Origin of the sequence: Agrobacterium tumefaciens (assembly GCF_005221325.1) — a bacterium.
In the GTDB taxonomy this organism is placed as follows: Bacteria; Pseudomonadota; Alphaproteobacteria; order Rhizobiales; family Rhizobiaceae; genus Agrobacterium.
Map to the genome: position 1 here is coordinate 1,438,816 of NZ_CP039889.1, position 13,485 is coordinate 1,452,300.

Below are 13,485 nucleotides of genomic sequence, written 5' to 3' on the forward strand. Positions count from 1 at the left end.
CTTCTCAAAGCATGCCGCTCATCCTGAGATAATAATTCTCCGCGCTGTCGTCGGAAGTCGCTGCGGGCGCGCTTTCCGGCTCGTCGATCACGTCATTGGCGGCGATGCGTTCTTCCGTATCGTCCTGACCACCGGAATTGTCAGCGCCTGCCTCGGCTTCGCCTTCCGCTTCATCCTCTGAAAATGGACCGCCGCCACGGGGCGGTGTTTCGGATTCATAATCTTCATCCGCTGGCGGGTAGGCGACGAGCGGCAACGGCGTACCGTCTTTTGCGAAAGCAGCAGCGATCAAGGATTGCGAGGCCGATTGCTCCAGCATGGCCATTCTCACTTCCGGATCCAATGTGCCACGGGACAGCGGCTGGGCATCGGGGCGATGGGCCGTGGTCTCAGTTTCGTCGCCCGAAGGGCGGGCAGCGGCCGTCGCGAGCGCGCTTTTTTCGGCGAGTTGGTCTTCGAGAGGCTGCGCCGGAATGCTCTGTGGTGCGACGGGAGGCTGCTGTGTTGTGTTCGCTCTGGCGGGAAGTTTGCCGGTCGCGGCGGCCAGCAGAAGATTGGCCATAGTCTCGCCGTCGTTTTCCGCCTGGGCGACGATGGACGGTAAGACCGGGCGAGGATCCTTTTGCTCGATCTTCGTCATCTCGCGGTGCGGAATGGCAGGGCGTGTCTCGCTGGCTTCCGCGCGTGGCGGATTGGCCGGGCGGGGCTCTGCCGGGACTTCTTTCGGCGCACTGTTCGTTGGCGCTGGAAGCGGACGCAGCGTGTTTTCTGTTTTAGCACCCGGTTTCGTCGCTTCGCCCGGTGGTTCAGCTGTGTCGGCAAGTGGGGCGGCAAGAGGAAGACGGGCATCCGGCTGTGCGATCAGCGCCGCCACCGTGGCTTTCACCGCCGCGCCGCTGAAAGCAAGCGGACCGATAAGCAGGGGCAGCAGCCGGCTCGCTATCGCGGAATTCGCCGGTTGTGCCGTTGTGGCCGGGTTCTGGCGGCTTTCTCCATTCTGGCTCGGGGCGTTCTGCGGTTTCGACTGGGTGGGCTGTGCGGGAGCGGGGTTGTTCTGCTGATAGGAAGACACCACCGCCTTTGTCGCAAGATCCATTCCCCTGTAGCGGGAAAGTTCGATCAGCAGCGCCAGGCGGGCAGCATCCGGCCCGGTCGGTTGTTTCAGAATTTCGGCGAGCATCGCAAGGGTCAGGCCCTGCAAGGCTTTTCCGACCTGCTGTTCCAGCGCCATACGCTGGGTAGCGGGCAGGGTGCGCAGGGCCTCCGTCAGCCGCGTCACATAGGTCTCTATGGCTTCGCCATCCCGCCGCGGCAGGTTCATCAGCTTGCCCAGTGCTTCCGCCAGAACTGCGGTGCTGCGGGAAAGCTGGAATTCGCTGGTAAGGGAAGCGATTGCGGCACGGGCGAAAAGGTTGCTGCTATTTTCAGGGACGGGATTGGTCGCCTGCGGTGGCACGGCGTCCTTCACCTGTGCACGCGGTGTCAGCGGTACGGTGGTGCCATAGGCGGCATCGGCTGCCGCAATTTTCGGTACAGGCGGTAACATGCTGCGCTCCGTTCCTATCGGTGACCGCGGCTGGCTGCGAAAAGACCAATCCCCATTGGCTCTCTGATCCGCATCTGGCTTGAATGTTGAAAAATCGCCGCGCCGGTGATGTACAGGTGTCATCTCGCCCGCTCATGCGGGAGCGCCATATGCGCTCCGGCCGTTATTCCGGTTTCTGCGCATACAGAATCATCTGGTTCAATCTTGGCTTGCAGTTATTAAGATTTGGCTAACTAACGAATTGCGCGCGACGATGCGGTCAGGGTGAAACGCCGATGAACATGCGGTAAAGGCCGTTATCGTCAGAATTGACCGAGGAAATATGGTCGGGGTCGCTGGTTGCAGCCTCAAAAGCCTCGGGTGGCATGGCGTCGAGCCAGCTTGCTTTGGGAAGGCTTCGTTCCGGTTGCATCTCCCCGGGCGCGACGGGCGGGCCCTCGTCACCGGCTGCGGTGAAAGCAGCGTCATCGGGAACGAGTGGCGGGGCGGCCATGGCCAGCAGCGCCTGCGCCGCATCGGGCTCGTTGTCGTAAACGAGGCTGCCGGATAGGCCGGAAATATCGGTCATGTCTGAACTCACATCATGTTTCGCTCAAGTTACGGTCGCAAGCGGCAATCATGCCGCCTTTTTCTTCAGCAGTTCGTAAAGGCCATTGTCGTCGATGGAGATCGGCAGAATCGCGGCGCGGGCGTCTTTGACGAGCCCCTGCGCATCGAGCAGTTTTTTGGCGTCATTTTCCGCATCGGCGGGATTGGCGGCCGCATCTGTGCTTACGGGTTCATTTTCGTTTTCAGCCGGGGCGGCTTCTTCCTTCGGTGTTGCCGCAAGCACCGAGATCAGCGCGGTTTCCGGTGAGATATCGACCGGCTTCGGCGCGTCAGCGCCTTCGGTTTTTTCATCCGTGGAAGCATCGATATGCTCCTTCACGACGTCCTGAAGTTCCTGCACGTCTTCAAGCTTGCCCTGCACATCGAGGGCCTTGATATCTTTTTCGCGCTCGGCCTTCACCTCGGCATCGTTGATTTCGCCGATGCGTTCTTCACCACGTTCGGCCTGCAACTCTTCCTTGGTCTTGGGGTCTGCGACGTCTTCGAGGCGCTGGATGATCTTCAGGGTTTCCCGCGTCATGAAGCGGCTGCCCTGGGCCTGATCGTTCAGGGCATCCTTCACGGCGCGCGCCTCGTCGCCATAGGGGTTGGCGATGGCGGCGATCATCTGCCGGGCGGAGATGCCGAGTTGTTTGAGGCCGGTGGATTCTTCGAGTTCGCTGACATTTTTCGGCAAGGTCGCGCGCATCGCCATGATGGCTTTTGACATCTGCTCGCCAAAATCCTCTTCCTCGCCGGTCAGGCCGGCGCCCTTTGCGATACGGGCGGCGAGGGCGGCCATGGGATCGGTCTTGGCGGTGACGCCGTTGTTCAGCACGTCCGTGACCTGTGTTTCCGAAACGCCGAAGGAGGTGAGGGAAATCGTCGTGGCTTTTCCCTGCGCATCGGCCTTTTCGAAATTGTCGGTGAGGGTCAGCGCATCCTGAAGCCGCCGGGCGAAGGAGAAACTCGACTCGTCTGCTTCCTGCGTGACGCCGAGGGCGGAGGAAAAGCGCGAGACAAGGGAGGCGAAAGCATCGGCGTCCGGCTTCATGATGCCGAACAGGTAGGAACTTATCTTTTCATTGGCGACGCGATGGCTTTCGTCCGGTTGCGGCTGGGTTTTGACCGCATCGTCCTTTTTGGTGCCGTTCGCCTTTTCATGCTCTTCGCGCTGGCGGTCCTCGATGGCTTCCACCATCGACCGCATGAGGTCGTTGACTGCAATACCCGCCGTCTGCTGTAGCGGAGTGATCATCCTTCAAAGTCCCCGGCCGCCCAAAGTTGCAGCCGAGAATAGGCAATTCTGGTAAATCAGACCTTAAGCGAGGGATAAGAGCGCTCAGCTATGGGCGAAAATATCCGTTTCGTCCCAACCGAGAAGATCAAGCTTCGCACGGGTCGGCAGAAAGGCAAAACAGGCGTCGGCATGGTCGATACGGCCGTCGCGGATAAGGCGCGCGGTCAGCTTGTCGCGCAGGGCATGCAGATAAAGCACGTCGGAGGCGGCATATTCGAGTTGTGCGGGCGACAGCGTCTCGGCTGCCCAGTCGGAGGATTGCTGGGCCTTGGAAATATCGACTTCCAGCATTTCCTTGAGATTGTCTTTCAGCCCATGCCGATCCGTATAGGTGCGGCAGAGGCGCGAGGCGATCTTGGTGCAGAAAACAGGCGTGGTCGTGACCCCGAAGGTGTGGAAGAGAACGGCGATATCGAAACGGCCATAGTGAAAAATCTTCTGGTGGGCGGGGTCAGCCAGCATGCGGACGAGGTTCGGCGCTTCTTTCTGGCCGGCGGCGATGCGGATGACATCAGCCGTGCCGTCGCCGGACGAAAGCTGCACGACGCAGAGGCGATCGCGGCGCGGCACCAGCCCCAGCGTTTCCGTATCGATGGCGATGGCGCCGGTGTAGCGCGCGGCATCTTCGGCGGAAATATCGCCTTCGTGATAACGGATGGTGGCTGCCATGTCTTGCTCCGGATATTTCCTGTGTGGCACCGGCTATAAAGGAAAGAGCGTCTGGGCGATACCGTTTTATGGGTCGTTTCCGTGCTCCTGCGGCTTGCCTTTGCGAAACACACCGGGTTAGTTTCGGATCATCCTTTCCTGACAGATCGCATGAATTCCCGATGACAAAGAAAATCTATCTCGCCGGCCCGGAAGTCTTTCTCCCGAATGCGCGTGAAATGCTCGACCTCAAGGCGTCACTGGCGCGGGAGGCGGGATTTGTCCCGCTTTCACCGGGTGACCTGCAGATTCCACCGGCAGATACCCGGATCGGGCATGGCTGCAACATCAATGAAGTCGACGAGCGGATGATGCTGGAGGCGGATGCGGTGATTGCCAATCTCACGCCGTTCCGCGGCGTTGCCGCCGATACGGGCACGAGCTACGAGCTGGGCTTCATGTGCGCGCTGGGCAAGCCGGTTTTCGCCTATACCAATGTCGCGGCCAATCATTTCACCCGCATCAAGGCGCATTACAGCGATGTCGTGGCGCTGGACGAAACGGGCCGGTATCGCGGCCCGGATGGGCTGTCGATCGAGAATTTCGACATGATCGACAATCTCATGCTGCATGGCGGGATCCTGCGGCGTGGCGGTGTCATCATCGTTGGCGACGCGCCGGAAGACGCGCTTTATACGGATCTGACCGCCTACAGACGGTGTCTCGCGGCGGCGGCTGAAAAATTACTGACACAGACTGACCCTGAAAAAACCGATATAGTGGAGGCATCATCATGAGCGGCATCATCCTCATCACCGGCGCGACGTCTGGCTTTGGGCAGGCCACGGCGCGACGTTTTGTCAAGGAAGGCTGGAAGGTCATCGGCACGGGCCGGCGGGCGGAACGGCTGGAGGCGCTTTCGGCTGAACTCGGCCCGGCCTTTCATGGCGTCGCCTTCGACATCACAGATGAGGATGCGACCGAAAAGGCGCTGGCGGCTTTGCCTGATGGTTTCAGGAATGTCGACATTCTCGTCAACAATGCCGGTCTGGCGCTTGGCACCGCGCCCGCACCGCAGGTGGCGCTGAAGGACTGGCAGACCATGGTGGACACCAACATCACCGGTCTTCTGAACATTACCCATCATCTTCTGCCGACGCTGATCCAACAGAAGGGCATTGTCGTCAATCTCTCGTCGGTGGCCGCGCATTACCCCTATTTGGGCGGCAATGTCTATGGCGGCACCAAGGCCTTCCTTCGGCAGTTCTCGCTCGGCCTGCGCTCCGACCTCCACGGCAAGGGCGTCAGGGTGACCTCCATCGAACCCGGCATGTGCGAAACGGAATTCACGCTGGTGCGCACCGGCGGCAATCAGGAAGCCTCGGATAATCTCTACAAGGGCGTCAACCCGATCACGGCTGATGATATCGCCAACACGATCTATTGGGTCGCCTCGCAGCCGAAGCATGTCAACATCAACAGCCTTGAACTGATGCCCGTCAACCAGTCCTTCGCCGGTTTCCAGGTCTATCGGGAAAGCTGATTTCTCAACGGTTTCTGCGGGAGTGCCAAAAAACAAAGCAGGAATTTTCGAGCTATGCAGAAATGCAATGCTGCATTGCGAGACTTGCTCTGTTAAAAATCGCAGGAACCGCTATATTCAAATCATCGAAGCGACGCACTCCTCCTCCCAGTGTCGCTCGATGTGGATCGGTGGTACTCCTCCTCCCAATCGCCGATCAAGTTTGAAGCCTGCCGCACCTCCTCCCGCGGCAGGCTTTTTCCTTTTCTGGGCATCTTTTCCTTTGGAAGTTTTTTGCGTCGGTCCGGCTTTTCGCGGAAAGCGCCACTATACCCCTTGGATTTCCGGGGGATTTCAGATTTCTACGTCAAGGCAAGCTTTGCGGGAATCGGGCCTACATCGATCACGATTTCGTTATGTCTAGATAAATATGCACAGTTTTACGGCGCTGCGCCCTGTCGGCCCATTGCTTAGGCCCCTGCCTGTGTTTAAGCATGTCGAAAAGAACGCTTGGGAGGCTGCCGGCACGCTTGTGTCCGGATGCCCGAAAGCGGCGGGGAGAGAATGGCAGACTTTAAAGAGGCGCTGAAGCGATTTCAGCCGATCGCGGTTTCATCGATCGCTGAAGACGAGTTCAGACTGCGACTACGCGGCCTTCAGGCGCGGATGATACAGCAAAATGTGAAGGCGGTCTGGCTCGATGCATCATCGTCGCTGACCTATTATACCGGCCTGTCGCTTGGCCTTTCCGAGCGCATTCACGGTGCTCTCGTTCCTGCCGAGGGTGCGCCGCTTTATATCAGCCCGACCTTCGAAGAGCCGAAACTGCAGACGCTCATCCGCATTCCGGGTGAGGTTGCCGTCTGGGAAGAGGATGAAAGTCCCTTCGACCTGATGGCAAGCCGCATTGGCGCACTTTCTTCCCCCGGTCATTTCGTCGCCATCGATCCCGCAACCCCCTTTGTCTTCGCATCCGCCCTGATGCAGCGTCTGCAAGGCCGGATCATTTCCGCCCAGCCAATGATCGTCGCCCAGCGGCAGGTCAAGTCCGCGGCCGAGATCGCCCTCATCCAGACGGCGATGGATGCGAGCTATGGTGTGCAGAAGGCTGTCTTCGAAGGGCTGCGTCCGGGTATCTCCACCACGGAAGTCTCAGATTTCGTCAACGCCGCCCATATTGCGCTCGGCCTGAAACCGCTTTTCGTGGCGGTGCAGTTCGGCGAGGCAACGGCCTATCCGCATGGCGTGCCCTATGCGCAGACGTTGAGCGAAGGCGATATGGTGCTGATCGATCTCGGCGGCATTCTTCACGGCTATCGTTCCGATATCACCCGCACCTATGTCTTCGGCACGCCGACAGAGCGCCAGCGTTTTCTCTGGAACGCCGAACGCGACGCACAGGCTGCAGCCTTTGCGGCTGCCAGCCTCGGTGCTGCCTGCCAGGATGTCGACAAGGCCGCGCGCGACAGCCTGAAAGCGGCCGGTTTTGGCCCCGATTATCAGGTTCCGGGCCTGCCGCACCGCACCGGTCACGGGCTTGGGCTGGATATTCACGAAGAACCCTATATCGTTGCAGGAAATGCGACGGCACTGGAGCCGGGCATGTGTTTTTCCATCGAGCCGATGCTGTGCGTTTATGGCGAATGCGGCGTCCGTCTCGAGGATATCGCTTATATGACGGAGGCGGGGCCACGCTGGTTCTGCCCACCGGAAACGAACCTCGACCGGCTGTTTCAGCCGGTCGCCGGGTAATTGGTCGGGAGGCAAAAGACCGAACGGCGACACGGGTTCCCGCGTCGCCGCTGACCAGAAGAGGTAGGCCCCCAAACGGGGCCGCAGGAACTCAGAAAAAGAGGGAAAGGACCACCAGATGAAAACGCTGACCCGCAGTTTGCTTATCGCCTCTGCGCTTGCGATGGCTTCCGCCATGCCAGCCATGGCGAAGACCTTCGTTTATTGCTCCGAGGCATCGCCGGAAGGCTTCGATCCGTCGCCTTATACCGCAGGCGGCACCTTCGATGCTTCCGCGCATCCGGTCTACAACCGTCTGACCGAGTTCAAGAAAGGCACGACCGAGGTCGAGCCCGGCCTTGCCGAAAAATGGGACGTTTCGAGCAACGGTCTGGAATACACTTTCCACCTGCGCAAGGGCGTGAAGTGGCACTCTAACGAGAAATTCACGCCGAGCCGCGATTTCAACGCCGATGACGTAATCTTCAGCTACAACCGTCAGGGCGACGCGAAGAACCCTTGGAACCAGTATATCGCAGGCATCACCTACGAATATTACAACTCCATGGAAATGCCGTCGCTGATCAAGGAAATCGTCAAGGTTGACGATTACACCGTGAAGTTCGTGCTGACGCGTCCGGAAGCACCGTTCCTCGCCAACATCGCCATGCCTTTCGCATCGATCGTGTCGAAGGAATATGCCGATACGCTTGATAAGGCCGGCACCAAGGAAGACTTCAACAATCTTCCAATCGGCACCGGTCCGTTCAAGTTCGTCGCCTATCAGAAGGACGCGGTCATCCGCTACCAGAAGAATGCCGACTACTGGGGTGAAGCGCCGAAGATCGACGACCTGATCTTCGCGATCACGCCGGATGCTGCTGTTCGCCTGCAAAAGCTGAAGGCCGGCGAATGCCACCTGATGCCTTACCCGGCCCCGGCTGATCTTGCAGCCATCCGCGCCGACAAGAACCTGAAGGTCGATGAGCAGCCGGGTCTGAACGTTGCCTACTTCGCCTACAACACCACCGTCGCGCCTTTCGACAAGCCGGAAGTCCGCAAGGCGCTGAACATGGCGATGAACAAGCAGGCGATCATCGACGCTGTGTTCCAGGGTGCTGGCACGGTTGCCAAGAACCCGATCCCGCCGACGATGTGGTCCTATAACGACAGCATCAAGGACGATCCGTATGATCCGGAAGCGGCCAAGAAGGCTCTCGAAGCCGCTGGCGTCAAGGATCTGACGATGAAGATCTGGGCGATGCCGGTTCAGCGTCCCTACATGCCGAACGCGCGCCGCACGGCCGAGCTGATCCAGTCGGATTTCGCGAAGGTTGGCGTCAAGGCCGAGATCGTCTCCTTCGAGTGGGGTGAATACCTCAAGAAGTCGACCGAAGTTAACCGCGACGGTTCCGTCATCCTCGGTTGGACCGGCGACAATGGTGACCCTGATAACTTCATGGGCGTTCTGCTCTCCTGCGCCGCAACCGGCGAAGGCGGTGCAAACCGTGCGCAATGGTGCAACAAGGAGTTCTCCGAACTTCTTTCCAAGGCAAAGCAGACTACTGACGTTGCCGAGCGCACCAAGCTTTACGAGCAGGCGCAGGTGATCTTCAAGGAACAGGCTCCGTGGGCGACGCTTGCGCACTCCACGCAGTTCGTTCCGATGTCCGCCAAGGTTTCCGGCTTCACCATGAGCCCGCTTGGCGACTTCACCTTCGAAAATGTCGATATCGCTGAGTAATCCCAAACAACTGGACGCGCGGAAGAACCCTGTTCTTCCGCGCGTCTTTTCAGGAAAAAACCATGATCCGGTTCATTTTCGGCAAACTTCTTTATCTCGTTCCGACCTTCCTCGGGATCACCATCGTCGCCTTCGCCTTCGTGCGCGTCCTGCCGGGCGATCCCGTGCTGTTGATGGCGGGCGAGCGTGGCATATCGCCCGAACGGCATGCGCAGCTTGCCGAACAGCTCGGTTTTGCCCAGCCCATCTGGCAGCAATATCTGCATTTTCTCGGACGGCTGCTTCAGGGCGATCTCGGCAATTCGCTGGTCACCAAGAAACCCGTTCTGACCGAGTTCCTGGCGCTCTTCCCCGCGACGGTCGAGCTTGGCCTTGTCGCCATCATCATCGCAACCATGATCGGCGTGCCGGTCGGCGTCATCGCCGCCATTCGTCGCGGCTCCTGGTTCGACCAGATTTCCATGACGACGGCGCTTGTCGGTTTCTCCATGCCGATCTTCTGGTGGGGGCTGCTGCTCATCATCATGTTCTCCGGCATCCTGCAATGGACACCGGTGTCGGGCCGCATCTCGCTGATGTATTTCTTCCCCTCCGTCACCGGTTTCATGCTGATCGACAGCCTGATTTCGGGGCAGAAGGGTGCTTTCTCCTCGGCCTTGTCGCATCTCATCCTGCCCTCGGTGGTGCTTGCCACCATTCCGCTCGCGGTCATTGCGCGCCAGACGCGCTCGGCCATGCTGGAAGTCCTGGGTGAGGATTATGTGCGCACGGCACGCGCAAAAGGCATGTCAGCATCCCGCGTCGTCGGCATTCACGCGCTGCGTAATGCCATGATCCCGGTCATCACCACCATCGGCCTGCAGATCGGCGTGCTGATGGCGGGCGCCATCCTGACCGAAACCATCTTTTCCTGGCCGGGTATCGGCAAGTGGATGATCGATTCCATCTCGCGCCGCGACTATCCCGTCGTGCAGAGCGGCCTGCTTCTGATCGCGGGTCTGGTGATGATCGTCAATCTGCTCGTCGATCTGACCTATGGCCTCATCAATCCGAGGATCCGTCACAAATGACCGATGTGATCACCACTCCCGGCGTCCGCCTTTCGGACGCTGCCATCCGCCGCCGGATGATTGCCGATTTCTGGTTCTATTTCCGCCAGAACCGCGGTGCCGTCATCGGCCTTGCCGTTTTCATTCTGCTGGTGCTGGTGGCGGTTTTTGCGCCGCTGATCGCGCCGCATGATCCAACCCAGCAATATCGCGATGCGCTGCTCGTGCCGCCGGTCTGGCAGGAAGGTGGCCGTGCGGGCTTTTTCTTCGGCACGGACGCTGTCGGTCGCGACATGCTGTCCCGCCTGATTTACGGTGCGCAGTACTCGCTGTTCATCGGCGTCGTCGTCGTTTCCATCGCCCTTGTCGGCGGCATTGTCATCGGTCTCGTCGCCGGCTTTTTCGGCGGCTGGGTGGATACCGTCATCATGCGTGTGATGGACGTCATCCTGGCGTTTCCGTCGCTGCTGCTCGCGCTGGTGCTGGTCGCTATCCTCGGCCCGGGGCTCACCAACGCCATGATCGCCATTGCCATCGTCTATCAGCCGCATTTTGCGCGTCTGACGCGCGCTGCCGTGATGAGCGAGCTCAGGCGTGAATATGTCACCGCTGCCCGTGTGGCGGGAGCCGGCAATCTCCGGCTGATGTTCAAGACCATCCTGCCGAACTGCCTTGCGCCGCTGATCGTTCAGGCGACCTTGTCCTTCTCGTCCGCCGTTCTCGATGCAGCCGCTCTCGGCTTCCTCGGCATGGGTGCGCAACCGCCTGCCTCCGAATGGGGCACGATGCTGGCGGAAGCGCGGGAATTCATCCTGCGTGCCTGGTGGGTCGTGACTCTTCCCGGCCTGACCATCCTGATCTCGGTGCTCGCCATCAACCTGATGGGTGACGGCCTGCGCGATGCGCTCGATCCCAAACTGAAGCGGAGCTGAGCAATGAGCCTGCTGAAAATCAAGAACCTCACCGTCAAATTCGCCACCGCCACCGGCGCGTTCACCGCAGTCAACGGCATCGATGTCTCCGTCGACAAGCATGAGGTGCTGGCCATCGTCGGTGAGTCCGGTTCCGGCAAGTCGGTATCGATGCTCGCCGTCATGGGTCTGCTGCCCGATACGGCGACGATCACCGCCGATGAGATGACCTTCGACGGCAAGAACCTTTTAAACATGTCGTCGCAGGAGCGCCGCAGGGTGATCGGCCGGGAGATCACCATGATCTTCCAGGAACCCGTCGCCTCGCTCAATCCGTCCTTCACGGTCGGTTTCCAGATCGAGGAAGTTCTGCGCCTCAATCTCGGCATGAGCGGCGCTGCTGCGCGTGCCCGCGCCCTTGAACTGTTCCGGGCCGTTGGCATTCCCGAGCCGGAAACCAAGCTCAAGGCCTACCCACACCAGATGTCGGGCGGCCAGTGCCAACGTGTGATGATCGCCATCGCGATTGCCTCCAAACCGCGCCTTTTGATCGCCGACGAGCCGACGACCGCGCTCGATGTGACGATCCAGAAGCAGATCCTCGACCTGCTGATGAAGCTGCAGGAAGAATACGGCATGGCACTGATCCTCATCACCCATGACATGGGCGTGGTGGCGGAAACCGCCGACCGCGTCGTGGTGCAATATAAGGGCCGCAAGATGGAGGAGGCGGATGTCTTGAGCCTCTTCGAAGCCCCGCAGCATCCCTATACCAAGGCACTGCTTTCGGCCCTGCCGGAAAATGCCACCGGCGACCGCCTGCCCACGGTCTCCGATTTCTTCGGCAAGGAGGGCGTTCAATGAGCATTGTTGTCGCAGGCAAGGGCATCACCCGCCATTATCACGTTCCGGGCGGCCTGTTCGGCGGCGCGAAGATGGTTCAGGCGCTGAAGGGCATCGATTTTGCTGTCGAGCGTGGCAAGACGCTGGCCATCGTCGGTGAATCCGGTTCAGGCAAGTCGACGCTTGCCCGCATCATCGCGTTGATCGACCCGGCATCCGGCGGTGAACTCAAGATCGAGGGCAAGCCGGTTGATATCGCCAAGCGCCGTCCGGACACGCAGATGCGCTCCAAGGTGCAGATGGTGTTCCAGAACCCCTATGGCAGTCTCAACCCACGCCAGAAGGTGGGCGACGTGCTGATGGAACCGCTCGTCATCAACACGAAGATTCCGGCTTCCGAGCGCCGCGAGCGTGCCGAAGCCATGCTGGTGAAGGTCGGCCTCGGTCCTGAGCATTTTAACCGTTATCCGCACATGTTCTCGGGCGGCCAGCGCCAGCGCATCGCCATTGCGCGCGCACTGATGCTGAACCCGGCGCTGCTGGTTTTGGATGAGCCGGTCTCGGCACTCGATCTTTCAGTGCAGGCGCAAGTGCTGAACCTCTTGCGCGATCTGCAGGAAGAATTCGAGCTGACCTATGTGTTCGTCAGCCACGATCTTTCCGTGGTGCGCTATATCGCCGACGACGTGCTGGTCATCTCCAAGGGCGAAGCCGTGGAGCAGGGCTCGCGCGAGGAACTTTTCGCCGATCCGAAGCATCCTTATACCCGTCAGCTTTTTGCCGCGACACCGATCACGGATGTCGATGCCATCCGCGCCCGCGTGGAGCGCCGCAAGGCGGCACGGCAGGCCGCGACGGCCTGAGATCGACCGATCGAACGATCAACAAGTGGAATGGGCCGGATTTCCGGCCCTTTCTTTTTCCAGGTCAGGCCCCTGCCTCTTTGAGCAGGCGCACTTGCCGTAACGTGTTCTGCCGGCTGCGCTCCAGATGCCGCCATAATGCATCGACGATCTGGACCTTGCTGCCGGCGGCGATGGCGTCAGCGATATTCTGGTGTTCCTCGACAGAGCGGGCGTAATCGCCGAGGATCGACACGAACACCGTGTGGGTCTGGTCGAGAATACGCTCATGCGTGCCGGAAATGACCGGAATGCGAGCGGCTGAAACAAGGGTCGCGTGGAAGCTGCGATCGAAAAAAAGCGCTTTCGACAATTCATCGAGCGTTGAGCCCTTGGCGAATGCGCGGTGTTGCGCAAGGCTTTCCACGAGCCGCGCATGCAGGGCGTCGTTCAATTGCCCGGCATCGAAGGCCACTTCCACGGCGCCTTTTTCGAGCAGTATTCTGGCGGCGTAGAGCTCTTCCACATCCTCCACCGTAAAATCACGCACCACCATGCCGCGCCTTGAGGAATTGACCACCAGCCCATCGGCTTCGAGCTTCAGGCAGGCTTCCTTGACGGGGGTGGGGCTGATGCCGAGATCGGCGGCAAGCTCATTGGGCAGCAGGCGTTCGCCGCCGCGCAATCTGCCGCTGACGATGCGGGCGCGCAGTTCCCGATGCGCCTGATCGGCGAGTGTGACTTTGACCAGCGTGTTCATG

At 60.0% G+C, this 13,485-nt stretch carries 13 protein-coding genes; 8 read left to right on the top strand and 5 right to left on the bottom strand.

Annotation, left to right across the window (positions count from 1 at the left end; all coding sequences use genetic code 11):
* Window positions 1–4: 4 nt before the first annotated feature.
* The 4 genes from CFBP5499_RS21475 to CFBP5499_RS21490 all read right to left on the bottom strand — a co-directional run bounded on the left by CFBP5499_RS21475 (window position 5) and on the right by CFBP5499_RS21490 (window position 4,103).
* Window positions 5–1,546 carry a hypothetical protein gene (locus tag CFBP5499_RS21475; protein WP_080828436.1) on the bottom strand — a complete coding sequence of 514 codons (1,542 nt, stop codon included), beginning with the start codon at window positions 1,544–1,546 and terminating at the stop codon, window positions 5–7.
* Window positions 1,547–1,805: 259 nt separating this feature from the next.
* On the bottom strand, window positions 1,806–2,114 hold the full coding sequence (locus CFBP5499_RS21480; protein ID WP_080828434.1) for a hypothetical protein: 309 nt from the start codon (window positions 2,112–2,114) through the stop codon (window positions 1,806–1,808).
* 48 nt (window positions 2,115–2,162) lie between these two features.
* Entirely contained in the window at window positions 2,163–3,392 is a 1,230-nt protein-coding gene (locus tag CFBP5499_RS21485; RefSeq protein WP_080828432.1) for a hypothetical protein, read from the bottom strand.
* Between the two features lie 84 nt (window positions 3,393–3,476).
* Window positions 3,477–4,103, bottom strand: a complete 627-nt coding sequence (locus tag CFBP5499_RS21490) for a ribonuclease D (RefSeq protein WP_080828429.1) — start codon at window positions 4,101–4,103, stop codon at window positions 3,477–3,479.
* Between the two features lie 161 nt (window positions 4,104–4,264).
* On the opposite strand from CFBP5499_RS21490, the gene CFBP5499_RS21495 reads away from it, so the two are divergent.
* The 8 genes from CFBP5499_RS21495 (at window position 4,265) to CFBP5499_RS21535 (ending at window position 12,745) form a co-directional block, all read left to right on the top strand.
* Complete coding sequence (locus CFBP5499_RS21495) at window positions 4,265–4,879, top strand: nucleoside 2-deoxyribosyltransferase (RefSeq protein WP_175416847.1); 615 nt, start codon at window positions 4,265–4,267, stop codon at window positions 4,877–4,879.
* Window positions 4,876–5,625: an SDR family oxidoreductase gene (locus CFBP5499_RS21500; RefSeq protein WP_080828426.1), complete on the top strand. Its 750-nt coding sequence runs from the start codon at window positions 4,876–4,878 to the stop codon at window positions 5,623–5,625. The genes CFBP5499_RS21495 and CFBP5499_RS21500 overlap by 4 nt, the downstream gene beginning before the upstream one ends.
* Before the next feature lie 543 nt (window positions 5,626–6,168).
* On the top strand, window positions 6,169–7,356 hold the full coding sequence (locus tag CFBP5499_RS21510) for a M24 family metallopeptidase (protein WP_080828424.1): 1,188 nt from the start codon (window positions 6,169–6,171) through the stop codon (window positions 7,354–7,356).
* A gap of 118 nt (window positions 7,357–7,474) precedes the next feature.
* Window positions 7,475–9,079, top strand: coding sequence for an ABC transporter substrate-binding protein (locus CFBP5499_RS21515; RefSeq protein ID WP_080828422.1), 1,605 nt, complete (start codon window positions 7,475–7,477; stop codon window positions 9,077–9,079).
* 62 nt (window positions 9,080–9,141) lie between these two features.
* Entirely contained in the window at window positions 9,142–10,149 is a 1,008-nt protein-coding gene (locus tag CFBP5499_RS21520) for an ABC transporter permease subunit (RefSeq protein ID WP_080828419.1), read from the top strand.
* The gene (locus CFBP5499_RS21525; RefSeq protein ID WP_006313844.1) at window positions 10,146–11,060 is read left to right on the top strand and encodes an ABC transporter permease subunit; all 915 of its coding nucleotides are present in this window, start codon (window positions 10,146–10,148) and stop codon (window positions 11,058–11,060) included. The genes CFBP5499_RS21520 and CFBP5499_RS21525 overlap by 4 nt, the downstream gene beginning before the upstream one ends.
* 3 nt (window positions 11,061–11,063) lie before the next feature.
* Window positions 11,064–11,903 (top strand): ABC transporter ATP-binding protein, encoded by an 840-nt coding sequence (locus CFBP5499_RS21530; RefSeq protein ID WP_080828417.1) that lies wholly within the window; start codon window positions 11,064–11,066, stop codon window positions 11,901–11,903.
* Window positions 11,900–12,745, top strand: coding sequence for an ATP-binding cassette domain-containing protein (locus CFBP5499_RS21535; RefSeq protein WP_080828415.1), 846 nt, complete (start codon window positions 11,900–11,902; stop codon window positions 12,743–12,745). Before CFBP5499_RS21530 ends, CFBP5499_RS21535 begins: the two co-directional genes overlap by 4 nt.
* 64 nt (window positions 12,746–12,809) lie before the next feature.
* Here CFBP5499_RS21535 and CFBP5499_RS21540 read toward each other — a convergent pair whose 3' ends face one another.
* Entirely contained in the window at window positions 12,810–13,484 is a 675-nt protein-coding gene (locus tag CFBP5499_RS21540; RefSeq protein ID WP_080828413.1) for a GntR family transcriptional regulator, read from the bottom strand.
* Window position 13,485: the final 1 nt, after the last annotated feature.